The organism is Streptomyces sp. NPDC059564, assembly GCF_042735575.1.
Lineage (GTDB): Bacteria > Actinomycetota > Actinomycetes > Streptomycetales > Streptomycetaceae > Streptomyces.
The window spans coordinates 11,860-36,329 of the sequence record NZ_JBHWBP010000010.1 but is presented as its reverse complement, the minus strand read 5'-3'; the positions used below and the strand labels follow the sequence as shown (position 1 = coordinate 36,329).

The 24,470-nt window shown below is 71.5% G+C and carries 27 protein-coding genes and 1 tRNA gene; 8 read left to right on the top strand and 20 right to left on the bottom strand.

What is annotated here, in order from left to right; all coding sequences use genetic code 11:
- Positions 1-163: 163 nt before the first annotated feature.
- Together ACFV0Q_RS04225 and ACFV0Q_RS04220 are read right to left on the bottom strand one after the other, a co-directional pair.
- On the bottom strand, positions 164-1,813 hold the full coding sequence (locus ACFV0Q_RS04225) for an MDR family MFS transporter (protein WP_385000178.1): 1,650 nt from the start codon (positions 1,811-1,813) through the stop codon (positions 164-166).
- Positions 1,814-1,827: 14 nt separating this feature from the next.
- The gene (locus ACFV0Q_RS04220) at positions 1,828-2,277 is read right to left on the bottom strand and encodes a MarR family winged helix-turn-helix transcriptional regulator (protein ID WP_385000268.1); all 450 of its coding nucleotides are present in this window, start codon (positions 2,275-2,277) and stop codon (positions 1,828-1,830) included.
- A gap of 103 nt (positions 2,278-2,380) precedes the next feature.
- Between ACFV0Q_RS04220 and ACFV0Q_RS04215 the strand changes: the two genes are divergently transcribed.
- Positions 2,381-2,605, top strand: a complete 225-nt coding sequence (locus tag ACFV0Q_RS04215) for a hypothetical protein (protein WP_385000176.1) — start codon at positions 2,381-2,383, stop codon at positions 2,603-2,605.
- Between the two features lie 9 nt (positions 2,606-2,614).
- Here ACFV0Q_RS04215 and ACFV0Q_RS04210 read toward each other — a convergent pair whose 3' ends face one another.
- The 10 genes from ACFV0Q_RS04210 to ACFV0Q_RS04165 all read right to left on the bottom strand — a co-directional run bounded on the left by ACFV0Q_RS04210 (position 2,615) and on the right by ACFV0Q_RS04165 (position 9,384).
- Entirely contained in the window at positions 2,615-3,418 is an 804-nt protein-coding gene (locus ACFV0Q_RS04210) for a hypothetical protein (RefSeq protein ID WP_385000173.1), read from the bottom strand.
- 61 nt (positions 3,419-3,479) lie between these two features.
- Positions 3,480-4,319, bottom strand: coding sequence for an RNA polymerase sigma factor SigF (locus ACFV0Q_RS04205; RefSeq protein WP_385000170.1), 840 nt, complete (start codon positions 4,317-4,319; stop codon positions 3,480-3,482).
- Between the two features lie 232 nt (positions 4,320-4,551).
- Complete coding sequence (locus tag ACFV0Q_RS04200; RefSeq protein ID WP_385000167.1) at positions 4,552-5,523, bottom strand: RNA polymerase sigma factor SigF; 972 nt, start codon at positions 5,521-5,523, stop codon at positions 4,552-4,554.
- 207 nt (positions 5,524-5,730) lie between these two features.
- On the bottom strand, positions 5,731-5,892 hold the full coding sequence (locus ACFV0Q_RS04195; RefSeq protein ID WP_164720920.1) for a hypothetical protein: 162 nt from the start codon (positions 5,890-5,892) through the stop codon (positions 5,731-5,733).
- Between the two features lie 381 nt (positions 5,893-6,273).
- Positions 6,274-6,564 (bottom strand): hypothetical protein, encoded by a 291-nt coding sequence (locus ACFV0Q_RS04190; RefSeq protein WP_385000164.1) that lies wholly within the window; start codon positions 6,562-6,564, stop codon positions 6,274-6,276.
- A gap of 107 nt (positions 6,565-6,671) precedes the next feature.
- Positions 6,672-6,758 (bottom strand) — tRNA-Ser (locus ACFV0Q_RS04185).
- 56 nt (positions 6,759-6,814) lie between these two features.
- On the bottom strand, positions 6,815-7,243 hold the full coding sequence (tadA, locus tag ACFV0Q_RS04180) for a tRNA adenosine(34) deaminase TadA (protein ID WP_385000265.1): 429 nt from the start codon (positions 7,241-7,243) through the stop codon (positions 6,815-6,817).
- Positions 7,244-7,305: 62 nt separating this feature from the next.
- Positions 7,306-7,854 carry a hypothetical protein gene (locus ACFV0Q_RS04175; protein WP_385000161.1) on the bottom strand — a complete coding sequence of 183 codons (549 nt, stop codon included), beginning with the start codon at positions 7,852-7,854 and terminating at the stop codon, positions 7,306-7,308.
- A gap of 194 nt (positions 7,855-8,048) precedes the next feature.
- On the bottom strand, positions 8,049-8,297 hold the full coding sequence (locus ACFV0Q_RS04170) for a hypothetical protein (protein ID WP_385000158.1): 249 nt from the start codon (positions 8,295-8,297) through the stop codon (positions 8,049-8,051).
- Positions 8,298-8,436: 139 nt separating this feature from the next.
- Positions 8,437-9,384, bottom strand: a complete 948-nt coding sequence (locus ACFV0Q_RS04165; protein ID WP_385000155.1) for a universal stress protein — start codon at positions 9,382-9,384, stop codon at positions 8,437-8,439.
- Positions 9,385-9,585: 201 nt separating this feature from the next.
- On the opposite strand from ACFV0Q_RS04165, the gene upp reads away from it, so the two are divergent.
- Positions 9,586-10,221, top strand: a complete 636-nt coding sequence (gene upp / locus ACFV0Q_RS04160; protein ID WP_214353071.1) for a uracil phosphoribosyltransferase — start codon at positions 9,586-9,588, stop codon at positions 10,219-10,221.
- A gap of 22 nt (positions 10,222-10,243) precedes the next feature.
- On the opposite strand, the gene ACFV0Q_RS04155 is transcribed toward upp, so the two are convergent.
- Together ACFV0Q_RS04155 and ACFV0Q_RS04150 are read right to left on the bottom strand one after the other, a co-directional pair.
- A complete protein-coding gene (locus ACFV0Q_RS04155) occupies positions 10,244-10,927 on the bottom strand; it encodes a LytR C-terminal domain-containing protein (protein ID WP_385000152.1) in 684 nt (227 codons plus the stop codon).
- Positions 10,928-11,006: 79 nt separating this feature from the next.
- Complete coding sequence (locus ACFV0Q_RS04150; RefSeq protein WP_030010424.1) at positions 11,007-11,303, bottom strand: type II toxin-antitoxin system VapB family antitoxin; 297 nt, start codon at positions 11,301-11,303, stop codon at positions 11,007-11,009.
- A gap of 88 nt (positions 11,304-11,391) precedes the next feature.
- Between ACFV0Q_RS04150 and ACFV0Q_RS04145 the strand changes: the two genes are divergently transcribed.
- Positions 11,392-12,993 (top strand): helicase HerA-like domain-containing protein, encoded by a 1,602-nt coding sequence (locus ACFV0Q_RS04145; protein WP_385000149.1) that lies wholly within the window; start codon positions 11,392-11,394, stop codon positions 12,991-12,993.
- A gap of 83 nt (positions 12,994-13,076) precedes the next feature.
- Entirely contained in the window at positions 13,077-14,012 is a 936-nt protein-coding gene (gene opcA / locus ACFV0Q_RS04140) for a glucose-6-phosphate dehydrogenase assembly protein OpcA (RefSeq protein ID WP_385000146.1), read from the top strand.
- On the opposite strand, the gene ACFV0Q_RS04135 is transcribed toward opcA, so the two are convergent.
- Together ACFV0Q_RS04135 and ACFV0Q_RS04130 are read right to left on the bottom strand one after the other, a co-directional pair.
- On the bottom strand, positions 13,958-14,434 hold the full coding sequence (locus tag ACFV0Q_RS04135; protein ID WP_385000143.1) for a cupin domain-containing protein: 477 nt from the start codon (positions 14,432-14,434) through the stop codon (positions 13,958-13,960). The two genes, opcA and ACFV0Q_RS04135, sit on opposite strands and share 55 nt — an antisense overlap.
- A gap of 76 nt (positions 14,435-14,510) precedes the next feature.
- Positions 14,511-15,089, bottom strand: coding sequence for an HhH-GPD-type base excision DNA repair protein (locus ACFV0Q_RS04130; RefSeq protein ID WP_385000140.1), 579 nt, complete (start codon positions 15,087-15,089; stop codon positions 14,511-14,513).
- 129 nt (positions 15,090-15,218) lie between these two features.
- On the opposite strand from ACFV0Q_RS04130, the gene ACFV0Q_RS04125 reads away from it, so the two are divergent.
- The gene (locus ACFV0Q_RS04125; protein WP_385000137.1) at positions 15,219-16,031 is read left to right on the top strand and encodes a VOC family protein; all 813 of its coding nucleotides are present in this window, start codon (positions 15,219-15,221) and stop codon (positions 16,029-16,031) included.
- Between the two features lie 61 nt (positions 16,032-16,092).
- Here the strand turns inward: ACFV0Q_RS04125 and ACFV0Q_RS04120 are convergent, their stop codons facing one another.
- Positions 16,093-16,623: a CAP domain-containing protein gene (locus ACFV0Q_RS04120; RefSeq protein ID WP_385000134.1), complete on the bottom strand. Its 531-nt coding sequence runs from the start codon at positions 16,621-16,623 to the stop codon at positions 16,093-16,095.
- A 299-nt stretch (positions 16,624-16,922) separates the two neighbouring features.
- Here ACFV0Q_RS04120 and ACFV0Q_RS04115 point away from each other — a divergent pair, with 299 nt between their 5' ends.
- Positions 16,923-18,023, top strand: a complete 1,101-nt coding sequence (locus ACFV0Q_RS04115; RefSeq protein ID WP_385000131.1) for an RICIN domain-containing protein — start codon at positions 16,923-16,925, stop codon at positions 18,021-18,023.
- Between the two features lie 52 nt (positions 18,024-18,075).
- The gene (locus ACFV0Q_RS04110) at positions 18,076-19,884 is read left to right on the top strand and encodes a hypothetical protein (RefSeq protein ID WP_385000128.1); all 1,809 of its coding nucleotides are present in this window, start codon (positions 18,076-18,078) and stop codon (positions 19,882-19,884) included.
- A 1,421-nt stretch (positions 19,885-21,305) separates the two neighbouring features.
- Here ACFV0Q_RS04110 and ACFV0Q_RS04105 read toward each other — a convergent pair.
- Positions 21,306-22,007, bottom strand: a complete 702-nt coding sequence (locus tag ACFV0Q_RS04105) for a hypothetical protein (protein ID WP_385000125.1) — start codon at positions 22,005-22,007, stop codon at positions 21,306-21,308.
- 98 nt (positions 22,008-22,105) lie between these two features.
- Positions 22,106-23,209, bottom strand: a complete 1,104-nt coding sequence (locus tag ACFV0Q_RS04100) for an alpha/beta fold hydrolase (RefSeq protein ID WP_385000122.1) — start codon at positions 23,207-23,209, stop codon at positions 22,106-22,108.
- A gap of 108 nt (positions 23,210-23,317) precedes the next feature.
- Here ACFV0Q_RS04100 and ACFV0Q_RS04095 point away from each other — a divergent pair, with 108 nt between their 5' ends.
- Positions 23,318-24,040, top strand: coding sequence for a TetR/AcrR family transcriptional regulator (locus tag ACFV0Q_RS04095; protein ID WP_385000119.1), 723 nt, complete (start codon positions 23,318-23,320; stop codon positions 24,038-24,040).
- On the opposite strand, the gene ACFV0Q_RS04090 is transcribed toward ACFV0Q_RS04095, so the two are convergent.
- On the bottom strand, positions 24,037-24,402 hold the full coding sequence (locus ACFV0Q_RS04090; protein ID WP_385000116.1) for an ATP-binding protein: 366 nt from the start codon (positions 24,400-24,402) through the stop codon (positions 24,037-24,039). The genes ACFV0Q_RS04095 and ACFV0Q_RS04090 overlap by 4 nt on opposite strands.
- Positions 24,403-24,470: the final 68 nt, after the last annotated feature.

Genomic DNA, 24,470 nt, shown 5'->3' with positions numbered 1-24,470 from the left:
TTTCGCCCTGATGTCGGCGCCGGTGACTGGTGTCGTGGGGGTGCGGCCGCCGCACCCGCGTCCCAGGATGCGCGATCCGTGCGAGGGGCCGGCCGGGCTGAAAGTCATCCGTCCAGGGCCGGTGGACCCGCGCCGGGCGGGCCCCCTCCTCGTCCTTTCGGCCCTACGGGGCCTTGACCGCGGCAGCGGCCCCGGCGGGGGCAGGGGCCTGCGTGGAGCCTTCGGCGGCCGGGGCGTGGGCGGACGGCCTCGACTTCAGGGCGACCTCCTTGATGAAGACCACCAGCACCAGTCCGAGCAGCGCGAACGGGGCCGCGTAGAGGAAGACGTCGCCGACGCCGTGCCCGTACGCGGACTCGATGACCGTGCGGAACGGCGCGGGCAGCTTGTCGAGGTCGGGGATCCCGCCCCCGGCGGTGCCGCCGTGGCCCATCGCGGCGGCCTTCGGGCCGAGCTCGGCCAGGCCGTCCTTGACGTAGTGGGTGACCCGGTTGGCCATGACCGCGCCGAGCGCGGAGACGCCGACCGCGCCGCCGAGCGAGCGGAAGAAGGTGACGACCGAGCTGGCGGCGCCGAGGTCCTCGGGGGCCACCTGGTTCTGCGTGGCGAGGACCAGGTTCTGCATCATCATGCCGAGGCCGAGGCCGGTCAGCGCCATGAAGATCGCGATGTGCCAGTACGCGGTGTCGTAGCGCAGGGTGCCCAGCAGTCCGAGTCCGGCGGTCAGCAGGACGCCGCCGGAGACCAGCCAGGCCTTCCACTTGCCGGTCTTGGTGATGACCTGGCCGGAGACCGTCGAGGAGACGAAGAGGCCGCCGATCATCGGGATGGTGAGGATGCCCGACATGGTGGGGGACTCGCCCCGGGCCAGCTGGAAGTACTGGCTGAAGAACACCGTGCCGGAGAACATCGCGATGCCGACGAAGAGCGAGGCGGCCGAGGCCAGGCTGATGGTCTTGTTGCGGAAGAGGCGCAGCGGGATGATCGGGTCGCTCGCGCGGGACTCGACGAGGACGAAGAGCAGGCCGAGCGCCACGGCGCCGCCGGTCATCGCCCAGGTCTGCCAGGAGATCCAGTCGTACGAGGTGCCGGCCTGGGTGACCCAGATCAGCAGCAGGGACACGGCGCCGCTGATCAGGAAGGCGCCGAGCCAGTCCACCTTGACGTCCCGGCGCACGACCGGGAGGTGCAGGGTCCGCTGGAGCACGATCAGGGCGATGATCGCGAACGGCACGCCGACGTAGAAGCACCAGCGCCAGCCGAGCCAGTCGGTGTCGGTGATGACGCCGCCGAGGAGCGGGCCGCCGACGGTGCCGACGGCGAAGACCGCGCCGAGGTAGCCGCTGTAGCGGCCGCGCTCGCGCGGGGAGATCATCGCGGCCATCACGATCTGGGCGAGGGCGGAGAGGCCGCCGACGCCGATGCCCTGGACGACGCGGCAGGCGATGAGCGTGCCGGTGTTCTGGGACAGGCCCGCGACCACGGAGCCGAGGACGTAGATGACCAGGGATATCTGGACGAGCAGCTTCTTGCTGAAGAGGTCGGACAGCTTGCCCCAGAGGGGGGTCGCGGCCGTCATCGACAGCAGGGCGGCGGTGACGACCCAGGTGTAGGAGGACTGGGTGCCGCCGAGGTCGCTGATGATCTTGGGCAGGGCGTTCGAGACGATCGTCGAGGACAGGATCGCCACGAACATGCCGAGCATGAGCCCGGACAGCGCCTTCATGATCTGGGCGTGGGTCATGGGTGCGCCGTCGGACGTGGTTTCCGACCGGCCGCCTCCCCGCACACCGTGGGGTGTGGTCGTCGCCATGTTTTTCCTTACGTCTAGAAGCTCGATCGGAGTCGGGCCAGCAGGGTGTTGAGTGCGTCGATGTCTTCGGACGACCAGTCGGCGAGCGCCTTCTCCAGCGCGTCCGTGTAGCGGGCGCCGAGCTCGGTGAGCACCGCGCGGCCCGCCTCCGTGAGGCGCAGGATCCGGCAGCGGCCGTCGCCCGGGTCGGTCTCCCGCTCGATCCAGCCGCGCGCGGCCAGGTGGGCGACGTGCCGGCTCGACACCGAGATATCGACCGCCATGAACTCGGTGAGCCGGCTCAGCCGCATCTCGCCGTGCCGGTCGAGCACGGTGAGGACGGCGGCCGCGCCGGGCGGGCAGTCCGGGGGCAGGATCCGGGCCAGGTCGCGCTTGACCGCGCCGATGCCGGTGAGCTGGCGGGCCAGCTCCGCGTACCGGGTGGTGCTCTGCGTCGTCCGCGTGATCACCGGACTGCCCCCCATCTCGTTGCTTCGGGCAACCATAGAAGCGATTGGTTGCTACAGGCAAATGAATCCGGGGGGTTCCGCGGTAAAGGAATCGGAAAACCCGTTAGGGTCCTGAGCCATGGCTGCGAACCACAACTCACCTGACCCCGAGGGCACCTACGACCCCGCGGGCAGCACACAGATGTTCCGGGCGTTCGTGGAGGAGGCCGAGCCGGCCCGCACGCCGCCCGTCCCCGGCGCGCGGCGGCGCCCGAAGGAGTCCGGCTCCAAGGCGGGCCTGTGGCTGGCCGTGGGCCTCGGGCTGGTCGTGATCGGCGTGGCGGTGTGGCTGGTGCTGGGCTAGGCCCTGTCGTCAGCTCCAGGTCGCCGTGACGTCGCGGGTCTCCACGCGCATGCCGAGGGGGACCCGCCAGGACTCCACGCAGACCGTGTAGGCCTGGGTCTTCGACGTGCCGCCCGCGATCGGGGCGGGCAGCGGCCGGCTGGTGGTGATCGTGGCCCAGTCGATGCCGAGCGCGCCGATGATGTGGGTCGCGAAGGTGACCGTGCCCGAACGGGCGGCGGTCCCGCCGGTGTTGGTGAAAGTCACCGTGACGCGCTCGCACCAGCGGTCGGACGCCGCCGCGCGGACCGGTGCGCCGAGCGCGAGCCGGGCCGGGGTGGCGGGCGGGGGCGGCGGGGTGCCCGGCTTCGTGCCGGGAGCGGAGGGCGTGCCGGGCGGGGTCGGAGTGCCCGGAGTGCCGGAGCCCGAGCCGCCGGAGCCGCCCGTGCCCGAGCTGCCGGAGCCCGTGCCCGCGCCCCCGGGGGTGCCCGGGGTGGTCGGGGTGCCCGCGGTCGGTGGGGTGCCGGAGGGCGCGGCGGAGCCGCCGGGGGCGGTGGCCGTCCCTCCGCCCTGGGCGGAGCCGCCGCCGGGCTGGGACCCGGATGCGCCGGGCGACGTAGAAGACGTGGAGGCCGACGCCGCCGGGGGCAGGGCCTGGAACTCGACCCGCCCCTGGGGCGCCACGTTCTCCCCCGCGCCCCGTTCGGGGCCGGGTCCGGCCGCGCCCACCGCGACGTAGCCGTCCCGGGCCGGTCCGCCGCATCCGGTGAGGGCGGCGGCGGCCGTGCAGCAGCACAGGGCGAGGGCGAGCGCCGCGCGGGATCCCGTTCGCATCGCGCCAGTTTTCCTGACGCTACGTCAAATGGGAACCCCGCGGCTTCCGCTCAGCCCCGGTTCACTCCCCGATCAGGCCCACGCGCAGCTGCGCGAGGGTGCGCGTCAGCAGCCGGGAGACGTGCATCTGGGAGATGCCGACCTCCTCGCCGATCTGCGACTGGGTCATGTTCGCGAAGAAGCGCAGCATGATGATCTGCCGTTCCCGGGGCGGGAGTTTGGCGAGCAGCGGCTTGAGCGATTCGCGGTACTCGACGCCTTCGAGCGCGGTGTCCTCGTAGCCGAGGCGGTCCGCGAGCGAGCCCTCCCCGCCCTCGTCCTCCGGAGAGGGCGAGTCGAGCGAGGAGGCGGTGTAGGCGTTGCCGACGGCGAGCCCGTCGACGACCTCCTCCTCGGAGACCCCGAGCACGGCGGCCAGCTCCGGCACGGTCGGGGACCGGTCCAGCTTCTGGGCGAGCTCGTCGCTGGCCTTGGTCAGCGCCAGGCGCAGTTCCTGGAGCCGGCGCGGGACGCGGACGGACCAGGAAGTGTCTCGAAAGAATCGTTTGATCTCGCCCACGACGGTCGGCATCGCGAACGTCGGGAACTCGACCCCGCGTTCGCAGTCGAACCGGTCGATCGCCTTGATCAGGCCGATCGTGCCGACCTGGACGATGTCTTCCATCGGCTCGTTGCGGCTGCGGAACCGGGCCGCCGCGTAACGCACCAGCGGCAGGTTCAGCTCGATCAGGGTGTCGCGTACGTACGTTCGGTCCGGGCTGTCCGCGTCCAGGGCGGCGAGTCGCTGGAAGAGGGAGCGGGAGAGGGTGCGGGTGTCGATGGCTTCCGAGCGGTCGGACACTGCCGGCGCCTCACGCTTGACGAGCGTGAGCACCTTGGAGCTGCCCTGGTCTACGGACATGCCACCCCCTTGAGGTCGCGGACGGTCGCGTTCTCTGCGCGCCCGTCGGAGGAACGCAGCCTCCACCTGAATACCGGAGGCGGGGCTGCGGCAAACGCGGTTCCAGCAGAATGTCACATGTCGGCAACACGCTGTAGCGTCATGTCGACAAGTATCTCCAGCGACAGACCATCGACCGAGCGGAATGAGCCGTTTCTGTAGGGAAACGCTGGAGCGTCTCCACTCGATCCGGTTAGGCCTCGATCCTGTTTGCGGATCTCAGACGGGCGAAGCTCCGCGCGAGCAGCCGCGACACGTGCATCTGGGAGACGCCGAGCTCGGCGCTGATCTGCGACTGCGTGAGGTTGTTGTAGTACCGCAGGAGCAGGATCCGCTGCTCGCGCTCGGGCAGCTGGACCAGCAGGTGGCGTACGAGGTCGCGGTGCTCGACCCCGGCCAGCTCGGGGTCCTCGTAGCCGAGCCGGTCGAGCAGGCCGGGCATGCCGTCGCCCTCCTGGGCGGCTTCGAGCGAGGTCGCGTGGTAGCTCCGGCCGGCCTCGATGCAGGAGAGCACCTCGTCCTCGCCGATCCGCAGCCGCTCGGCGATCTCGGGGGTGGTCGGGGTCCGGCCGTGGAGGGTGGTGAGGTCCTCGGTGGCGGCGTTGACCTGCACCCACAGCTCGTGGAGGCGGCGCGGGACGTGGACGGTGCGGACGTTGTCCCGGAAGTACCGCTTGATCTCGCCCACGACGGTCGGCATGGCGAAGGTGGGGAACTGGACCCCGCGCTCCGGGTCGAAGCGGTCGATCGCGTTGATCAGGCCGATGGTGCCGACCTGGACGACGTCCTCCATCGGCTCGTTGCGGCTGCGGAAGCGGGCGGCCGCGTAACGGACGAGCGGGAGGTTGGCCTCGATCAGGGCCCCGCGCACCCGGTCGTGCTCGCTGGTGCCCGGCTGGAGCCCCTTCAGCTGCCCGAAGAGGACCTGGGTGAGGGCCCGGGTGTCGGCGCCGCGGGTGCTCTGCGGTCTCGGGGAGATCGGGGGGATCGGGGAGCCCTGAGGGACCGGGGAGGCCGGAGCGCCTTGAGGGGCCACAGGGCTCACGGGGCCCCCAGGGCCTCCAGGGGCCGGAGGCTCCTCGTGCGGCTCCTGGCGGGACTCTTGCTGGGGAGGCACCTGGGGCTCCTGCTGGGGTGGCACCTGAGGCGCAGTACTGGCCGGCACGGTCACGCCACCCCTTCAGTCAACTATCCGTCAAAAGCGGTCATAGCATCACAAGAGATGTGCACTGTGTGCAAGCACCGTATAACGCCGTGTTGAAGGCAAGTTGGGCATAGCTGGGCAATTCGGTCGCAGTAGGGGAATGCAAAAGACCCCCCACCCGTCGGAGTGGGGGGCCGGGAAGTCCGGAAACCGCTTCAGCGTACGGGTTCAGTTCACCAGTTCGGTGATGAACTCGCCGATGCCGGAGGCCGCATCCGATATGCCCTGGAAGCCTATTCCCACCATCTCGGCAGCCCGCTTCGGCTGGGTGATGATCACGAAGAGGACGAACACGGTGAGGACGCCCGTGATGAGCTTCTTGGTGTCCATGAACGGTGTCGGCCTCCCCAACCGGTACTGCGAAGTCGGTGGAGTCTAACCGGTCAAGTTGTGGCACTCACCTGTCCTTTAAGGACCAATGACCCGGGGGTACGGGCCCTTTGCCGCTGGGTGTCGGGTTGCGGAAGCCGCAGGATTGAGGAGAGCCCACCGGTTCTGGCAGGAAATCGGTGGGTGAGGGACAGGACCTCACTGCGGGGTCCGAGCCGCAAGCTTCCCCCCTGACTGCGGCTCGGGCTGGCAGGTTCCGTCCTCTACGGGGGAAGTGGCTTGTCCCCCCGATGCCACTTCCCCCGTCCCACCCGTCGAAGGTCCCGACTCCGGTCGGGGCCTTCTTCGCGTGCCGGGCCACCTGCCGGGCCACCTGCCGGGCTACTGGACGGCGCCGGCCAGGTCGGCGATGGGCTGGACGGGCGCGATCACGGGCGCGAGCTTGTCCGGCAGTTCCATCAGCTGGTTGAGCTGGTTGGCGCCCTCGCTGACCTTCGCGCCGATCTCCTGGACGGAGTGCGGCGTGGCGCCGGCCGGCATGCCGGGTGCGGCCGTCGGCAGGTCCGGGAGGGTGAGGGGGGCGAGGCCCGCGGCGGAGGCGGCGGGTGCGGCGAAGCCCGCGGCGGCCCCCGCGAGGGCGATGGCGGCGAGGATGCGCTGGGTCTTGTTCATGCCGTGACAACGGCCGAGCGGTCGGCCGGTCACGCCGCTGTCCCCCGGAAGCACGCGCGCGAACGCCGAGAGCCCCGACCCTTGCGGGGCGGGGCTCTCGTTCAGAGCGGTAGCGGTGGGATTTGAACCCACGGATAGCTTGCACCATCACACGCTTTCGAGGCGTGCTCCTTCGGCCGCTCGGACACGCTACCGAGAGAGAGCTTAGCCCAAAGAGCGCCCAGGTTTGAAATCCGTATCCGGATCACGGTCACAGCTCGCGGAAGAAGTCCGTCAGCTGCCGCGCGCACTCCCGCTCCAGCACCCCGCGGATCACTTCGGGCCGGTGGTTGAGCCTGCGGTCGCGCACGAGGTCCCACAGGGACCCCGCCGCGCCCGCCTTCTCGTCCCCCGCGCCGTACACGACCCGGGCCACCCGCGACTGCACGAGCGCGCCCGCGCACATCACGCACGGCTCCAGGGTCACCACCAGGGTGCACCCCGTGAGCCGCCACTCCCCGAGCCGGGAGGCCGCCCGGCGCAGCGCCAGTACCTCGGCGTGCGCCGTGGGGTCGCCGGTGGCCTCGCGCTCGTTGTGCCCGGTGGCGAGGATTTCCCCGTCCGGGCCGAGCACGACGGCACCGACCGGCACGTCGCCGGCCGGTACCGCCAGGGCGGCCTCCTCCATCGCCAGGAGCATGGAGTCGCGCCAGGGATCCCGTACGGGATCGGGGTCGTACGGGGTGTCGTGCACGGGGATCACTAGCGGACGGCCTCCAGTACCTCGGTGGCGCCGAGGGCGTCGGCGATCTCCGAGAGGGCGTCTCCGTCGAGGGACATCAGTTCCTTGTGGCCGACGCCGAGGTCGTCCAGCAGCCGGGGGTCGCCGAGCGGACCGGCCGGGAGCGGCTCGGCGCCGGATCCCACCCCGTCGTCCGCGTCGTCGTCCTCGTCCGTGAACGCGGCGATGGGTTCTTCCTCGCCGTCCTCGGTTCCGTCCAGGTCCAGCGCGTCGAGATCGTCCTCCTCCTCATCCCTGCCCAGGAGCTCTTTGGTCAGCATCGATCCGTAGGAGCTGCGGTCGGCGGCGGAGGCGTTCGACACGTAGTACCGAGGGTCCTCCTCCCCGTCCACGCGGATGACGCCGAACCAGGCGTCCTCCTGCTCGATGAGGGCGACCACCGTGTCGTCGTCGACAGCGGCGGAACGGGCGAGATCGATCAGATCACTGAGGGACTCGACGTCGTCGAGTTCCAGGTCGCTCGCTTCCCACCCGTCTTCGGTGCGCGCGAGCAGTGCGGCGAAATACACCGTGACTCTCCCACTGGTCATAGGCGTGCCGGTTGGAGGTCCCCCCGGCCGGAGGATGGGGTGGGAACGGCCGTGACGCTCGCCGGTCCTTACCCCGCCCAATCGGCATCGTGGCAGAAACAGCGGCTTTGCGAGAGGTCTTCCGCGCGGCGGCCGTGTCGCGGCGCCGGTCGCCGGGCCGCCCGCCCCGCCGGTCACCAACGGAATGTGCGCATCCGCATCTGCTGGCGCATCCGGGCCGCGCGGGCGCGCCGCGGCTGGACCCGGTCGCGCAGTTCCCGGGCCTCGTTCAGGTCGCGCAGGAACTGGGCGCGCCGCGCCCTGCGCTGTGCCGTCGTCTCCGGGCCCTCGTACGGCTCGTACGCCCCGGTCCCGGTTCTCCCGCTGCTCCCGTCGCTCCCGTCCCTCGCTGTGCTGCTGTTGTTCGGCTGCGTGTCGGGCATCGGCCACCATCCACGGCTGGTCCGGTCGTCCTCCTCCGCCGGCGCGAAGCAGACCCCCCGGTCCCACCTTCCCCCGGTCGGCCCGTTTGATGCCACATGTCGGCAGATCGGCCCAGGTCAGGGATCCCGGGGCCGCCCGTCAGGCATCCTCCCCGTCGTGCAGGGCCGGTACGACGGCCACCGGGCCGTGCGCGTGCTGGAGGACGGCGTTCGCGACGGATCCCATCAGCAGGGACCGCCGGCGCGGGTGGTGGCGGCCCACCACGACCAGCGCGGCCGACCGGGAGGCGTCCACCAGCCGTCCGGCGGCGTCGCCGGGCACGGCGGCCTGTTCGACGGGTACGTCCGGGTAGCGGGCCCGCAGCGGGGCGAGGCGCTCCGTCTGGGAGCGCAGCATCTCCCGTTCGGCGGGGACGCCGTCGCCGCCGTCGGCGAGGGCCTCGGGCGGGACCACCTGGAAGGGGGCGTCGATCACCATGGGCGGACCGGGCGGGAGGGCGTACGCCGAGACCACCTGGACGGTGGTCCCCCGCGCGGCGGCTTCCGCGAACGCGAAGTCCAGTACGTCCTCGGGCGTCTCGGCGGAGTGCAGCCCGAGCACCACCCGGCCGGCGGAGGGCTCGCTCCCGGCGGCGTGCGCGTCCCGGTCGGCGTGCGGGACGACCACGACGGGGCAGGTCGCGGTGGTGGCGACGGCCCTGCTGCTGGAGCCGAGCAGCAGCGTGGCGAACCCGCCGCGGCCGCGGGAGCCCAGCACGAGCATCATCGGGGCGCTCTCGGCGGCGATGACCCGCAGGGCTTCGGGGACCGAGCCCTCCAGGGCCTCGTACCGGACCTCCCGGGGCAGCTCGGGGGCGGCTTCCAGGAGGCGGCGCACGTAGTCGCCCACCGGGTCGGCGTAGGCCTCGGGCTCGTTCGGGTCGTGCAGGGCCGAACGGCGGCCCGCGTACAACTGGGAGACGTCGGGGAGCACATGGGCGACCAGCAGGCCGGTGCCGTGGCGCAGGGCGGCCGTACGGGCCCACTCCAGGGCCCGCAGACTGTGGTCGGATCCGTCGACGGCCGCGATCACCGGTGCGTTGCTCATCAGTCCAGCGTGCTGGGCGTCGCCGGGGGCCGCACTTCGGGCCGCTCCCGGGCGTGTCGGTGGTCGGGCGCAGGCGCGCGGCGGTCGTCCCAGCGCGTAGCCTTTTGCCAGTGGGTCGCGAACAGGCGGCCGTTTTCGCAGGTAGCAGGGTCGCAGGTCGCAGATCGCAGGTCGAAGCCCGGCTGAGTCTTGGAGGATGTTGTGCGTTTGCAGGTCGTCGATCACCCCTTGGTGGCGCACAAACTCACCACGCTGCGCGACAAGCGCACCGACTCCCCCACCTTCCGCCGGCTCGCCGACGAGCTGGTGACGCTCCTCGCGTACGAGGCCACGCGCGACGTGCGCACCGAGCAGGCGGACATCGAGACCCCGGTCGGCCCGACCACCGGCGTCAAGCTGTCCCACCCGCGCCCGCTGGTCGTGCCGATCCTGCGTGCCGGTCTCGGCATGCTCGACGGCATGGTGCGGCTGCTGCCGACCGCCGAGGTGGGCTTCCTGGGCATGGTCCGCAACGAGGAGACCCTGGAGGCCTCCACGTACGCGACGCGCATGCCCGAGGACCTCTCCGGGCGCCAGGTCTACGTCGTGGACCCGATGCTCGCCACCGGCGGCACGCTGGTCGCCGCGATCCAGGAGCTCATCAAGCGCGGCGCCGACGACGTGACCGCCGTGGTGCTGCTGGCCGCGCCCGAGGGCGTCGAGGTCATGGAGCGCGAGCTCGCGGGCACGCCGGTGACGGTGGTGACGGCCGCCGTGGACGAGCGGCTCAACGAGCACGGCTACATCGTGCCGGGCCTGGGCGACGCGGGCGACCGCATGTACGGCTCGGCGGAATAGCCGTACGGCGGGTCCGCCCGCCTCAGCACTTCCCGGCGGGCGCGGGCGCGGGGTTGGCCAGAGCGGCCAGCGCCCTGTCCGCGTCCGCCTTCGGGCTGAGTTCCTTGAAGGCGTCGCCCAGGATCAGGTCGATGTCCGTGCCCTCACGGGTGTCGGTCTGGGTGGTGACACCGGCGAGCTGCGCGGCGAGCACCGAGTACGCCGCCTTGTCGGTGCGCGGCGAGCCGACCAGTATCCCCGGGCCGGGGACCTTCTTGTCGAAGTCCGGCGGGGCGTTGCCGACCTTGTCGACCTTGAAGCCGCGTTTCTCCAGCTCCTCGCGGACCGCCTTGGCGAGTCCGCCGCGCGGGGTCGCGTTGTAGATGTTGACCGTGATCTGGCCGGGCTGGGGAAGCGCGACCGCGGGCGTGGGGGACGGGGCCGCGCCGGGGCCGGACGCGGTGTTCGCGGCCTTGGCCTTGGCCGCCTTGGCGGGGGAAGCGGAAGCCGTGGGGCAGTTCGTGCCCGCCGCCGCGTCGTGCTTGCCGTTGCCGCGGAACACGTCGACGAGCTGGAGTGCCCCGTAACCGAGCAGGGCCAGCGCGAGGACGGATCCGAGCAGGGCGAACACGACCTTCCGGCGTCGCCGGGGGCGGCTCATGCGGGGGTAGGCAGCTCCCGTGACGCGGTACTTTCCGCCCATGCCGGGGGGAGTGAGCATGCTCATGGGCGCAGCGTAGTGCCGTACCGGAACGATGCCTACTAAATGATCTGTTGATCGGGTAAGGCAGACCCGAAAGGCGCAATCAGTCCATTTCCAGGACGCGCGCGTGCAGGACCTGGCGCTGCTGGAGCGCCGCGCGCACGGCGCGGTGCAGCCCGTCCTCCAGGTACAGGTCGCCCCGCCACTTCACGACGTGGGCGAAGAGGTCGCCGTAGAAGGTCGAGTCCTCGGCGAGCAGCGTTTCGAGGTCCAGCTGACCCTTGGTCGTCACGAGCTGGTCGAGCCGGACCGGGCGCGGGGCTACGTCCGCCCACTGCCGGGTGGTTTCCCTGCCGTGGTCGGGGTACGGCCGCCCGCTTCCGATGCGCTTGAAGATCACACGGAAAGCCTACCGGGCCCGTGCCTCCGGGCGCAGCCTCGCCCGGGTGGTGCAAAAGTGGCAGGCAGGGCTATTTCGGGAGTGACGCATGAGTCAGAGCACCGACCCTTCCGTTCCGGCGGACCCGGACGGCGGCCCGGCCGCGCAGATCGCCGCCGGGTACGCCATCACCGGGCCCGCGCTCGACCTGGGTGCCCTGCTCTGGGACGGGACCTGTCTGCCGGACCGGCAGATCCGCATCCCGCTGTCGATGCTCAACCGGCACGGCCTGGTCGCGGGGGCCACCGGCACCGGCAAGACCAAGACGCTCCAGCTGATCGCCGAACAGCTCTCCACGAACGGCGTGCCCGTCTTCCTCGCCGACATCAAGGGCGACGTATCCGGGATCTCGGCGCCCGGCACCGACAGCGAGCGGGTCCGCGAACGGGCCACCGACGTCGCCCAGGACTGGCAGGCCACCGGCTACCCGAGCGAGTTCTACTCCCTCGGCGGCATCGGCCCCGGCATCCCCGTCCGGGCGACCGTGACCGCCTTCGGCCCGGTGCTGATGTCCAAGGTGCTCCAGCTGAACCAGACGCAGGAGCAGTCCCTCGGCCTGATCTTCCACTACGCCGACACCAAGGGCCTGGAGCTGATCGACCTCAAGGACCTGCGGGCGGTCGTCGCCTTCCTCGTCTCCGACCAGGGCAAGCCCGAGCTCAAGGGCATCGGCGGCCTGTCCACGGTGACCGCCGGGGTGATCCTGCGGGCGCTGACCGCCTTCGAACAGCAGGGCGCCTCCGAGTTCTTCGGCGAGCCCGAGTTCGACACCAGCGAGTTCCTCCGTACGGCCGCCGACGGGCGCGGGACGGTCTCCGTACTCGAACTCCCGGCGGTGCAGGACAAGCCGCAGCTGTTCTCCACCTTCCTGATGTGGCTGCTGGCCGACCTCTACACGGACCTCCCGGAAGTCGGCGACCTGGAGCGGCCGAAGCTGGTCTTCTTCTTCGACGAGGCGCACCTGCTGTTCAACGGCGCGTCGAAGGCCTTCCTCGACTCCATCACCCAGACCGTGCGGCTGATCCGCTCCAAGGGCATCGGCGTGTTCTTCGTGACGCAGACCCCCAAGGACGTGCCGGCGGACGTGCTGGCCCAGCTCGGCAACCGGGTGCAGCACGCCCTGCGCGCCTTCACCCCGGACGACGCGAAGGCCCTCAAGGCCACCGTGAAGACCTTCCCCAACTCCCCGTACGACCTGGAGGAGCTGCTCACCCAGCTCGGCACCGGCGAGGCGGTCATCACCGTGCTCAGCGAGAAGGGCGCCCCCACGCCGGTCGCCGCCACCCGGCTGCGCGCCCCGCAGTCGCTGATGGGGCCCATCGACGCGGCGGCCCTGGACCGGGCGGTGAAGGGCTCCCTGCTGTACTCGCGCTACGCGGAGCCGGTCGACCGCGAATCGGCGTACGAGAAGATCAGCGCCGAGCAGGCGGCCGCGGAGGCCGAGGCGGAGGCGGCCGCCGCGGCGGCGGAGGCCGAGAAGCAGGCCAAGGAGGCGCAGAAGGCGGCGCGCGGCGCCCCGAAGCCGGATCCCTCGCTGGCCCAACAGGTCGTCGGGAGCGGGCTGTTCCGCTCGCTGGCCCGCTCGATCGGCACGCAGCTGGGCCGGGAGATCTCCCGTTCCCTTTTCGGCACGGCCCGGCGGAAGCGCTGACGGGGGCTCATGAGGGGCCCGGTCCAGGCGTAATCGAGCGAACCGGGTGCCGGACGCACGGTGGGCGCTGACAGACTCGGGGCATGCGGACCGAACTGACCGACACCACGTCCAGCAAGATAGACCGGGCGCTCCTCGCGGCCCGCCGAGCCGTGGGCAGTCCCACGATGGGGCTGGTGCTGACGCTCGTCGTGGTCACCGACGAGGAGAACGCCTACGACGCCGTGCGCGCGGCCTCCGAGGCCTCCCGCGAACACCCCTGCCGGATCATCGCGGTGATCAAGCGGACCGCGCGCGGCCCGCACCGGCGGCGCCAGAGCCGCCTCGACGCCGAGCTGCGGGTGGGCTCGGACGCCGGGTCCGGGGAGATCGTGGTGCTGCGCCTGCACGGCGAGCTCACCTCCCAGGCGGGTTCGGTGGTGCTGCCGCTGCTGCTGCCGGACGCGCCGGTGGTGGCGTGGTGGCCGGCCGAGGCCCCCGCCGATCCGGCCCGCGACGACCTGGGCCGGCTGGCGCAGCGGCGGATCACCGACTCCCAGGCGGCGCCCGACCCGGTCGGCGTGCTGGCCGCGCGGGCCGCCTCGTACGCCCCCGGCGACACCGACCTGGCCTGGACCCGGCTCACGCCGTGGCGCACCCTGCTGGCGGCGGCCTTCGAGCAGAAGGTGACCGGGGTGACGGGCGCCGCGGTGGAGAGCGAGGCCGACAACGCGAGCGCCGAGCTGCTGGCGCGCTGGCTGGAGGGACGGCTCGGGGTGCCGGTGGAGCGGATCACCACCGACGGGCCGGTCATCACCCGGGTCCGGATGGACACCGCCGCCGGCGAGGTCCGCGTCGACCGGCCCGCGGGGGCGGTGGCCGCGCTGGTGCTGCCGGGCTGGCCGGACCGGACGGTCGCCCTGAAGGTGCGCAGCAGCGCCGAGCTGCTCGCGGAGGAGCTGCGCTGGCTCGGCGCCGACGAGGTCTACGCCTCGGCGCTGCGGGTGGCGCGGCCGGCCCAGGCCTCGCTCTCCGCGTAGTGGTTGTCGTAGACGGGCTGGCTGTCGATGATGTCCTGCACGGTGGCCTCGCCGGCGCGGACCCGGCCGAGGAGCCGGTAGTAGTCGAAGCGGCCCATGCCGGGCGTGAAGCCGACGAAGACCTCGGCCGTCTGTCCGGCGGCCGGGGCGAAGGCGTGCTTCACGCCGGGGGCGACGCTGAGGAAGTCGCCCTTGGAGAGGGTGTGGACCTCGTCGCCGACGAGGACGTCGAGCTGCCCGTCGGTGACGTGGAAGAACTCGGTGGCCTTGGTGTGGAAGTGCACCGGGGCACCGGCCGCGCCCACCTCGAAGCTCGCGGTGTTGCAGGTCAGCTCGTCGGTGTCGGTGAGCAGGGTGATCAGGCTCCCGGGCCCGTCGGAAATGATCTCGGCGGTGGCGGCACGGGTCAGGTTCTCAGTCATGCGCCGCACCCTACGATCAACTCCCTTTCCCTGACCTGCCGATATCGCCAAGTCCGTCAACTCGGCAGGGGTGGCGCTACCCCTTGGCGGCGGCCTTGCGGGCCTGCTTGTACTCGCGGACCTTCGCCAGCGAATCCGGCCCCGTGATGTCCGCCGCCGACCGGTACACGTTCGCCGGCCCGTAGTCCCCGGCGGCCTCCCGCCACCCCTTCGGGCGGACGCCCAGGCGCTTGCCCAGCAGCGCGAGGAAGATCTTCGCCTTCTGCTCCCCGAACCCCGGCAGCGCCTTCAGCCGCTCCAGCAGCTCCGCGCCGCTCGCCGCGTCCCGCCAGACGGCCGCCGCGTCCCCGTCGTAGTGCTCGACCAGGTACGCGCACAGCTGCTGGATCCGCTTCGCCATGGACCCCGGGTACCGGTGCACGGCCGGCTTCTGCGACAGCAGCGCCGCGAAGGCCTCCGGGTCGGCGGCGGCGATGGCGTGCGCGTCGAGGTCGTCCGCGCCGAGCCGCTGGGCGATCGTGTACGGCCCCGAGAACGCCCACTCCATCGGCACCTGCTGGTCGAGCAGCATGCCGACGAGCGCGGCGAGCGGGCTCCGCGAGAGCAGGGCGTCGGCCTCGGGCTGCTGCGCCAGCCGGATGATGATCTCGTTCATGCCTCCAGCCTCCCCCGACGGCGGCCCCCGCGCACGGTCGGCGCGCGATTGTCGGACCCCCCGCCTAGCGTGGAACCGACAGGCAGTGCATGCGTAGTGGACGACGGACGACACAGGAGTCGATCGACCATGTCTGAGTTTCCGGAAGGTGCCCCGTGCTGGGTGGACGCGATGTTCACCGACGTGGAGGGCGCCAAGGAGTTCTACGCCGACGTACTGGGCTGGACCTTCGGTGAGGCCAGCAGCGAGTACGGCAATTACACGCAGGCCTACTCCGGCGGGAAGGCCGTAGCGGCCGTCGTACCGCCGATGCCCGGGGGCGACGCCCCCTCGCAGTGGTGTCTGTACTTCGCCTCGCCGGACGCGGCGGCCACCGCCGCGAAGATCAAGGCGGCGGGCGGCGAACTGATGATGGAGCCGATGCAGGTCGGCACGTTCGGCACGATGGCCATCGCCAAGGAGCCGAGCGGCGCGGTGTTCGGCGTCTGGCAGCCGGGCGAGCACAAGGGCTTCGAGAAGCTCGGCGAGGCGGGTGCGTACGCCTGGGCGGAGGTCTTCAGCCGGGAACCGGCGAAGGCGGACGGGTTCCTGACGAAGGTCTTCCCGTACGAGGGCCGGCAGATGGAAGCCGGGGACGACCCGGAGACCGCGGGCATGGACTTCAAGATCTTCAGCCTGGGCGGCAAGGAGAACCCGGTGCTGGGCCGGATGAAGATGGGCGACGAGTTCCCGCCCGAGATCCCGTCCTACGTCCAGGTCTACTTCGCGGTCCCGGACTGCGACGAGGCCATCGAGAAGACCAAGGCGCGGGGCGGGAAGCTGCACTTCGGGCCGATGGACAGCCCGTTCGGCCGCTTCGCGGCGGTCGCGGACCCGCAGGGCGCGGCGTTCGCGGTGATCGACCTGACGACGACGGTCGGGGAGATGCCGAAGTTCGACTAGGGCGCCCGTGCGAGTACGCCGCCACCGCGCGCCGTCACCGCTGTCGGTGTTGCCGCCGTCGCTACCGCGAGCTGACGGCGAAGAGCTCGACGGCGTACTCGCCGCTCGTCCCGATCCCGGTCTCCTTGTAGGTGCAGTTCAGGATGGCGGCGCGGTGGCCCCTGGTGCTGTCCATCCAGCCCTTCACGTGGGCCGCCGAGTTAGCGAAGCCCGGTCCCGAGACGTTCTCGGAGGAGGGACCGGCGGGCGAGTAGCCGGCGCGTTCCATCCGGACCAGGTCGCTGGACCCGTCCGAGCCGGTGTGCGACGAGCCGAGGTTGTTCGCCGCCATGTCGTCGGCGTGCGCCTGGGCGGCCTGCATGAGCCGCGGGTCCTCCTTCAGGGGGTCACAACCCGCCTTTTGCCGTTCGGCGTTGACCAGGGTCAGGATCTCGCCCGGGGAGGAGGCCTGCACGGCACGGCTGACGGATACGGGGGCGGCGGTGGCTGCCGCCGGGGCGGCACTCGCGCTGACGGCGGCGCCGAGCAGGAGCAGCGGGGCCGTACAGGCGACGGCGCACACGCGGCGGATACGTCTGTTCTGGGTACGCATGGTGATTCCCCTTGGCCAGGGGTGGTGGGGAGCCGCCCACGGCACGCGGGGTGATCCGGGGAGGGCGCCTCCTCCTGATGCTTCCACCCTACGACCGGGGGCACCGGCCCACGAGCCGACCGCCCGACCGCCCGCCCGTAACTGGACCGCGCTGGACCGCGCCCCCGCCGGAAAACACGGCGGGGGCGCGGGTGCGGTTCCGGCCAAGGACGCGCTCCGCCGTCCGCATACCGGATCCGGTGCACCGCAGAATCGATCACTCGCCGTACTCGCACGGCCACATTCCATGAGGAGCGTATGTGAGTGATCTGATCGAAGGCAGCCAGTACCTGGTCAAGAACAAGAAGACGGGGCTGTACCTGACCGGCAAACCCAACCCGGACAACGAGCGGCACGGCACCATCGACCTGCAGCCCCTGCGGGAGGGCGAGGCGCGCCAGTCGCAGCTGTGGGAGTTGCGGCAGGGCAACGCCCAAGGGCGGTTCATGCTGCGGAACATGGAGCGGCGGCACACGTACCTGCACACCTACGGGCACAGCGGCAACGCCAGCACCCTGGTGGAGGAGTACATCTACGAGCCGGACCACGCCGACAGCTACATGTGGGAGGTCGTCAAGGAGACCACTCCGGACGGCGACGCCTGGACGCTGAAGCTGGTGGCCGGAGGGCGCTGGCTCAACGTCCGCAACCACAGCGACGCGGCGGGTGCGCAGGCCGAGGTGTGGGAGAACCCCGCCGATACCCACGGGTACCGGCAGTGGGCGCTGGAGCGCGTGCCCTCGGCGGGGGCCGGGGTCGAGCTGCCGCTGACCTTCTCCGTCCCCGAGGAGTTCTCGGCCCTCGACCTGAACGCCTCCGCGGAGGAGAACACCGACCTGCTGCTCGAACGGCTCGGGCAGTTGGAGACCCCGCCGTCACAGGAGGAGCTCGCCCACGCCGTCCTGGCGCAGCAGACGATGTTCGAGATGCTGACCGCGGCCGGCGCCGTGTACGCGGGTGTCCTGGTGGCGAAGACTCCGGCGGACGCGCCGCCGGAGCGGCAGCACCTGAGCTCGGTGGTCCTCACGGTCGTCGCCCGGCCCAGCGAGCTGGCCGGCGAGCACACCGTCGAGCGCCTGGCGCGCACGCTGGGCGCGATCCATCCGGACGCCGAGGTCGGGGTCACCAGGCTGCCCACGGGGCCCGTGCTGCTGCTGACCCAGGACAGCAAGGTCGAAAAACCGGCCAATCTCCTCGTGGACGACGAGCAGCCCACCGTGGTGCGCCAGTTGCACGTCTTCGTGCCCATCCCGGGACGGCTGGCGATGGCGGACTTCTCCATCGCCACCGAGAACCTCGCCGAGTGGGACCACTGCGTCGACATCCTGGCCGGCGTCTGCAACACGATCGCCTTCAGCTGATGCCGATGACGCCGACCACCATCACCACCACCACGGACCGGAGGACCTCGTCGTGACGAAGCCGCTGTACACACCCGAAACCGAAGCCGACACCCAGCTGGCGAACCTCGGCTACAACGCCTCCGTGCACGACCTGGTCGTGCAGGCCGCGCACAAGGAGCTCAACCGGTTCCTCGTGGACGAGGGCCAGGCCGTGAAGATGTGGGGCTGGGACCCCAACTCCCTGCACGCCGCCGACCGGTACCGCGTCGCCCAGCTCCTGCGCGCGTTCATCTACCAGGAGCAGAGCATCGTCGCCGCCCTGAAGTGGCTGGACGAGCGGTACCGCGCCTACGTCGAGGCCTCGCCGCAGAACCGGAAGAGGGCGGAGGCGTTCGTCGACTCCCTCAACCTGGCCGCGGCCCGGCGCGCGATCGACTTCATGATCGACCGGGTGCCCGGGGCCGGGGTGCTGGTCACGAGCGCCAAGCGTGACCGGATAGCCAAGGACCTGGTGGCCAAGTGGCAGAAGGAAGCGCCCAACACCGACGCCCACGCCGCTCCGGCGGAGCGCGAGGGCGAGGGCCAGGGCTGGGGCGGGAACGGCGGGTCGTTCGGGGACTCCCGCGGGGCCCGGATGGCGGTGTTGGAGCAGGGCGAGTGGCTCGTGGCCGACGTGATCGCGGACTCGCTCAAGTCCGTGCCCGGTTTATCGCAGATAGCCAAGACCATCGCCGAACGCCCCAAGGTGACCGATGGGTCGGGCAACGAGCTGCCGTTCGATCCGGACCAGTGGGGCGGGGCCACGTACTTGCCGCCCGTGTTCCGGCGCATGCACACCCTGCGCAGCATCGTGGACTTCCATGACCCCGAGATCGCCCGCGAACTCGGCAGGCGGGGCGCCGCCTGGGACTCCAGCCCCTGGGACGCGGAAGGCAACGAGCGGCCCGAGGACACGACCTTCAAGGGGTCGGGCTTCGACATGGACCTGTGGCGGCTGAAGGACCTGGCCTACCCCGGCGCGCGCATCCCCGACGGCCCGCTCTACGACCTGGTGGACACCGCCCTGGCCGTGCAGGCGGAGTACCAGCTCCAGTGCTTCTTCGTGGACCGGGAACTGTCCAAGGTCATCGAGACCCGGGGCAAGGAAGAGCAGTGGCTGTACGAGAAGACGGCGGCATGGGCCGTCGAGCGGGCGAGGGCCGAAGCGGAGGCGAAGGCCAAGGCGGCCGGCTTCTGGGGCCTCGTGGGGGACATCCTCGGACTGGTCAGTGCCGCCGCGGGCATCCTGGCGCTGATCCCGGTGCTCACTCCGATCATGGCGCCCATCGCCATCGTCTCCGCGCTCGGCTCGCTGGGCGCGCACGCGGCGGCCGCCTCCATCCAGGGTGACTGGGACGCCGCCACGATCGCCGGTCTCGGCGCCGACGCGCTGGCGGCCCTTCCGGCCGTCGGAGCCGTGGCCAAGGGCGCCAAGGGCGCTTGGGCCGCGGCCCGCATGAACAAGGCCGCCAGCGTGATCGTCCGGCAGAGCGGGCGGGCGTTCGTGGGGGCCATCGCGGGCGCGGGCGCGTCCGATGCCACGCGCTTCTTCGACCACCTGGGACGGAAGGGCGCCGGGGTGGTCTCAGGCACCGTCGTCCAGAGCAAGATCCCCGGGAAGGTGCTCCAGGGGGCGGTCAGCCTCTCCACCCAGGTGCCGCTCATCGTCGAACTGTCCGGGGGTTCCGCGGGCCAGCCGGCCAAGGACACGGCCGCCGGGACCGCTCTGACCGCCAACATCGGCCAGACCGTCGGCGAGTGGGACGTCGTCGGCGCCTTCGCGCAGAAGGCCGGCACCGTGAGCGTCGAACGGTTCAGCCGCTTCTTCAGCAAGCTGTAGTCGGCCCGTGAGGATGTCCTCGGTGCAGTCGCCGCAGGTGCCGGGGGTGGGGCTGCGGAACGCGCGGTCGCACCGGGGACAGGTCTGGAAGGGGTCCGGGGGTACGTAGGCGGCCGCCCGGAACAAGGGGGCCAGTTCGGGCGGGAGTTGGGCCCTGAGGCGGTGCGAGACGAGTCCGCCGGGGTTGAGGAGCGGGTGGGGGATGTTGGCGGTGAGGACCGAGGTGATGGCGTCCACGGTGCCGCCGCGCTCCAGCCAGACCTCGACGTGACCGGCGAGCCGCGCGATGTCCCGGTCGCCGAGCAGCAGGCGGTGGTCGACGCGCCGTAGACCGCCGAGCAGCGTCATGGCCGCCTGCCGCCGGGCCGGGTTCGCTGCCGCCGGTACCGCTGCCGCCGGTACCGCTGCCGCTTCGAGTACCGGGTCGGGCTGCGGCTGCGGCTGCGGTTGCTGCTGCGGCTCGGCCGCCGGTACGGGGGCGGGGGGCGCTGCCTCCTCGGCCTCTGCCGGTACCGGCTCGGGCTCCGGCTGCGGCTCGGGCTGCGGTTCCGGTGCGGGGGCGGTCTCTGCCTCCTCCGGAACCGGCTCGGGCTGCGGCTGCGGCTGCGGCTGCGGCTGCGGCTCGGGCTCGGGCTCGGGCTGCGGTTCCGGTGCGGGGGCGGGGGCGGGGGCGGTCTCTGCCTCCTCCGGCTGCGGCTCGGGCTGTGGCTCCGGCTCCGGCTCGGGTTCGGCTACCGGTGCCGGTGCGGGACGCCTCTCCGGTGCTCCCCACTCCGGGGGAGGGGGTGGCGTGGTGAGGGCGGCCTTCGGGTGGTTGTAGGACACCGTTCGGGTGATGAAGCGGCCGTTGGGGAGCTGCACCCGGATCCGCTCCAGGTAGCCGTACCGCTCCAGTTCGCGGAGTGCCGAGGCGATGCGGGCCTGGCCCTCGGGGACGCGCCTGGCCAGGTCTTTGATGGTGATGGACGTTCCGGGCGGCAGCGCCTGGATGTACCCGGCCAGGCCCCTCGCGGTCAGCGACATCTCGGGGTGCTTGAGCAGGTGGTGGCCGAGTGCCTCGAACCGGGACGTGTGCCGGACCTTGCAGTGCTGAACGCCGTACCGCGCGCGCGAGGGCGCGATAAGCTGCCGAAGAGCCATAGGGAAGGTTGTGCTTCCTCGTTGGTCAGGCCCTCGGCCGGGATTGCCGTCCCGTCGGGGGCCGTCTCATTTGTGGGGTTGTCGGGGCGAGCATATGCCCCGCAACCAGTCATAAATCCAGCCCAGTTGGAGTTGTTCACCCGTGTGAGTGAGGGCGCCTCCGCGGGGAGGTTTGGTGGGGTTGGGTGCGGTTCTTGCTCTTAGTACTGCGAAGCAAAAGAAACGTACGGTCCGACCGGGTCTCGGCCGACCGAGACCCGGTGGACGCGCCGGTTTCCGCGTCAACGCGCGGGGAGTTGGTCGTACGTCTTGAAGGTGTAGACGGCGGAGAGCGTGATGGTGTTGCCGGTCTGGGCGGGCAGGCCGAGGCGGGTGTTCAGGAGCCTGCCGAGGGGGCCGCAGTGGGTGGCGGCGGGGACCTTGAAGGCGGTGTCGGTCGCGGCGAACTTGATCACCGGGGGGTTCTTCGAGACCCACTCCGAGCTGCCGACCCGCTTGAGGCGGAGCTCGATGGGGGTGTCGTCCCCGCCGATGACGCAGCTCGGCGGCAGCAGCGGGCTCACGACGCGGTAGCGCAGGGTGAAGAGGCCCATCTCGTCGCCGACCGAGTAGAAGTCGGACCGGCCGCCGTACTCCGGCTGGAGGGCGAGCCCGAGCCCGGGCGGCCCGCCGGGGACGGGGGTCGGGCCGCCGCGCAGGGCGCCCCAGACCTGGCCCTTGGTGCTGTCGGGCAGGGGCCCCTCGGCGTGGGTGATCGTCATCGGGGCCAGCTCGGGGACGTCACGGCTGCCGAGGTGCAGCGACCCGGTGGCGGTGAGCACCTCGCACTTCCAGCGCGTGGCGTCGACCCCGGCCGGGATCGCCGGGCAGTCTCCGAAGTCGTACGAGGGCGTGGCGGCGAGGGCGGGGGCGACCGCCAGACCGGTGAGGGTGGCGGCGAGCGCGAGCGCGGCGGCTCCGCGGCGGAGCGTGGTCGTCTGCATGCCCCATACGCTGCCGCCGCGCGCCGGATGGCGGCCACGGGGACATCCCCCGCCCGCCCCTGAGGCCGCCCCGAGCCCGCGTCAGGGCCAACGACCGACTACCGCCCCGCACCGGGGGACTGGGCCGACGCGACGGCCGGCTCGTCCGCGACCGCCGGCCGGACATGGGTCAGCAGGAGTTCCAGGAAGCGCTCCGGCCGCCGGAATGCGGCGAAGTGGCTGGAGTCCTCGATCAGGGCGAAGGCCTTGACCGGTGCCTCGACGTCGTCGAAGAAGCGGCGGGCGCGCTCCGGGGACGCGATGACGTCCTTCTCGCCGTGGAAGACGAAGAAGGGGAGCTCGAAGCGGGTGCCGTCGGCCCAGTCGTCGAACCCGGCGGTGGACTCCGTGATCTGCTCCGAGAGGCTCATGCCCTTGACGAAGTGGCGCAGCTCGCGCAGCGAGTGCAGCGGCGAGAACCACAGGGACCCCATGACGACCTTCTTCATCGTGTCCAGGGTCAGCGGGTCGCTGGTGGCCAGCAGCTTGGCGTGCATCGCGACCTCGCGGGCGGTCCACTGCCGGTGATCGGGGTGGAGGGCCTCTGCCGCCGCCAGCTCCTTGCGCTTCCCGGCCGCGCGCAGCCGGGTGAGCAGGGCCTGGTGGACGGAGTCGTCGCGGCCGTCGTCGTGGATGTTCTGGTCGGTGCCGACGTACGCGCTGTAGCGCTCGGGGAACTCGCGGGCGAGCCGCAGGGCGAAGGCGCTGCCGTAGGAGTGGCCGAGCAGGGCGATCTTTTCGGTGCCCAGGCGGGTGCGTATGTGGTCGGTGACCTCGACCGCGTCCGCGTAGATCCGGTCGAAGGTCATCTCGCCCTGCCCTTCCGGACCGCCGCGGCCGAGGGTCTTGAGCGTGCCGCGCATGTCCCAGCGGACGAGGGTGAAGTGCTTCTCCCAGGATCTGGTGCGCGGCCCGAAGATCGCGGTCGAGGCTCCGGGGCCGCCGTGCAGTTCCAGGACGACGGGGTTGGTCAGATCGTCGCCGCGGACCGAGATCCACTGCTCGATGCCGCCGATGCGGACGTAGCCCTGCTCGTCGATGCCCTTGGAGGTGTCGATCTTCATGAGGGAGGCGTTGCGGGAGCGCTTGAGGGCGCGGTGGCCGAGGATTCCCGCCGTCGGTGCGGCGAGGAGGGCGGCTGCGGTGGCGATGGTGGCGATCATGACGGCTCCCTGGTGGTCGCGGCGGAACTGTATATGTCGTAAGCGATTAGCTATACGTTATAAACAGTTAGGGTGGGGTGTCAACGGGTCACGGCAGAGGAGACGAAGATGGCCGCGAAGAAGGCCGGGAAGCAGGGCGCCGCGAAGCAGAGCCTCGCGCTGCTCTGGGGCGAGCAGGAGCCGCCGAGCCGGGGCCCGAAGCCCTCGCTCACGGCGGGCCGGATCGCGCAGGCGGCCGTCGAGATCGCCGACGGCGAGGGGCTGGACGCGGTCTCGCTGGCGCGGGTGGGCAAGGAGTTCGGCGTCACCGCGATGGCGCTCTACCGGTACGTCCCCGGCAAGGCCGAACTCCTCGACCTGATGGTCGACCTCGCGATCGGTCCCCCGGCCCCGGTCGCCCACATCCCCGGCGGCTGGCGCCCGCAGCTGACCGAATGGACCCGCCAATGCCTGGCGGTGTACCGCCGCCACCCGTGGATCCTGACCGCGACCGGCATGCGCCGCCAGATCATGGGCCCCCATCAACTCGGCTGGCTGGACTCGGCCCTGGCCGCGCTGGCCGCCACGGGACTGCCGGCCGCCCAGCAGCACGACACGTTCCTGCTGCTCGTGGGCCACATCCGCAACATCGCCCAGCAGTACGTCGACTACGACGAGGCCGCGAACGAGGAGTGGGCGCAGCTGACGGCCGAGCTCCTGGAGCGGCACAAGGAGCGCTTCCCCGCCCTGACCGCCGCCATCGCGGCCGGCGCGTTCGCCCCGCAAGCCGTTGACCCGCTGGACTTCGGCCTGGAGCGGATCCTCGACGGGGTGGCGGCCCTGACTTCCTAGGAGCCCAGTTCGGCCCATACGGACTTGCGTGGGACGGGTCCCGGGGAGCTGCCCCAGCTGGAGGAGAAGGCGTCGACGATGGTCAGCCCGTACCGGGGCTCGCGCGGTAGCTCGTCGCCCCGGCTGTCCGAGACCTCGATCCGTACGCGGCCCTCGTCGGTGACGCTGAGTTCCAGCCGGAAGTCCCGCCCGGGGACGCGCCCGTGAGTGACGGCGTTGGCGCACAGTTCGGCGACGACCTGCGCGGCCCCGTCGAAGGGCAGGCCCCAGGAACGGAGTTGCTCGACGGCGAGCAGCCGTGCGAGGCGGGCCGCGCGGGGGGTCGCTGACAGTTGCGCGGTGAAGTGGAAGTGAGTGTTCACGTCACGCAGCGTGGCTGGTCGTGCTATCCCTGTGAAGTGGTTTGGCCGGTCCGTAGAAGGTCTGTCCA

What these genes read in the sequence shown, in the direction of transcription:
- ACFV0Q_RS04225 (WP_385000178.1), bottom strand. Translation starts at nt 1,813, where the DNA reads ATGGCGACGACCACACCCCACGGTGTGCGGGGAGGCGGCCGGTCGGAA.
- ACFV0Q_RS04220 (WP_385000268.1), bottom strand. Translation starts at nt 2,277, where the DNA reads ATGGGGGGCAGTCCGGTGATCACGCGGACGACGCAGAGCACCACCCGG.
- ACFV0Q_RS04215 (WP_385000176.1), top strand. Translation starts at nt 2,381, where the DNA reads ATGGCTGCGAACCACAACTCACCTGACCCCGAGGGCACCTACGACCCC.
- ACFV0Q_RS04210 (WP_385000173.1), bottom strand. Translation starts at nt 3,418, where the DNA reads ATGCGAACGGGATCCCGCGCGGCGCTCGCCCTCGCCCTGTGCTGCTGC.
- ACFV0Q_RS04205 (WP_385000170.1), bottom strand. Translation starts at nt 4,319, where the DNA reads ATGTCCGTAGACCAGGGCAGCTCCAAGGTGCTCACGCTCGTCAAGCGT.
- ACFV0Q_RS04195 (WP_164720920.1), bottom strand. Translation starts at nt 5,892, where the DNA reads ATGGACACCAAGAAGCTCATCACGGGCGTCCTCACCGTGTTCGTCCTC.
- ACFV0Q_RS04190 (WP_385000164.1), bottom strand. Translation starts at nt 6,564, where the DNA reads ATGAACAAGACCCAGCGCATCCTCGCCGCCATCGCCCTCGCGGGGGCC.
- tadA (WP_385000265.1), bottom strand. Translation starts at nt 7,243, where the DNA reads ATGCTCCTGGCGATGGAGGAGGCCGCCCTGGCGGTACCGGCCGGCGAC.
- ACFV0Q_RS04170 (WP_385000158.1), bottom strand. Translation starts at nt 8,297, where the DNA reads ATGCCCGACACGCAGCCGAACAACAGCAGCACAGCGAGGGACGGGAGC.
- ACFV0Q_RS04165 (WP_385000155.1), bottom strand. Translation starts at nt 9,384, where the DNA reads ATGAGCAACGCACCGGTGATCGCGGCCGTCGACGGATCCGACCACAGT.
- ACFV0Q_RS04155 (WP_385000152.1), bottom strand. Translation starts at nt 10,927, where the DNA reads ATGAGCATGCTCACTCCCCCCGGCATGGGCGGAAAGTACCGCGTCACG.
- ACFV0Q_RS04145 (WP_385000149.1), top strand. Translation starts at nt 11,392, where the DNA reads ATGAGTCAGAGCACCGACCCTTCCGTTCCGGCGGACCCGGACGGCGGC.
- opcA (WP_385000146.1), top strand. Translation starts at nt 13,077, where the DNA reads ATGCGGACCGAACTGACCGACACCACGTCCAGCAAGATAGACCGGGCG.
- ACFV0Q_RS04135 (WP_385000143.1), bottom strand. Translation starts at nt 14,434, where the DNA reads ATGACTGAGAACCTGACCCGTGCCGCCACCGCCGAGATCATTTCCGAC.
- ACFV0Q_RS04130 (WP_385000140.1), bottom strand. Translation starts at nt 15,089, where the DNA reads ATGAACGAGATCATCATCCGGCTGGCGCAGCAGCCCGAGGCCGACGCC.
- ACFV0Q_RS04125 (WP_385000137.1), top strand. Translation starts at nt 15,219, where the DNA reads ATGTCTGAGTTTCCGGAAGGTGCCCCGTGCTGGGTGGACGCGATGTTC.
- ACFV0Q_RS04120 (WP_385000134.1), bottom strand. Translation starts at nt 16,623, where the DNA reads ATGCGTACCCAGAACAGACGTATCCGCCGCGTGTGCGCCGTCGCCTGT.
- ACFV0Q_RS04105 (WP_385000125.1), bottom strand. Translation starts at nt 22,007, where the DNA reads ATGCAGACGACCACGCTCCGCCGCGGAGCCGCCGCGCTCGCGCTCGCC.
- ACFV0Q_RS04100 (WP_385000122.1), bottom strand. Translation starts at nt 23,209, where the DNA reads ATGATCGCCACCATCGCCACCGCAGCCGCCCTCCTCGCCGCACCGACG.
- ACFV0Q_RS04095 (WP_385000119.1), top strand. Translation starts at nt 23,318, where the DNA reads ATGGCCGCGAAGAAGGCCGGGAAGCAGGGCGCCGCGAAGCAGAGCCTC.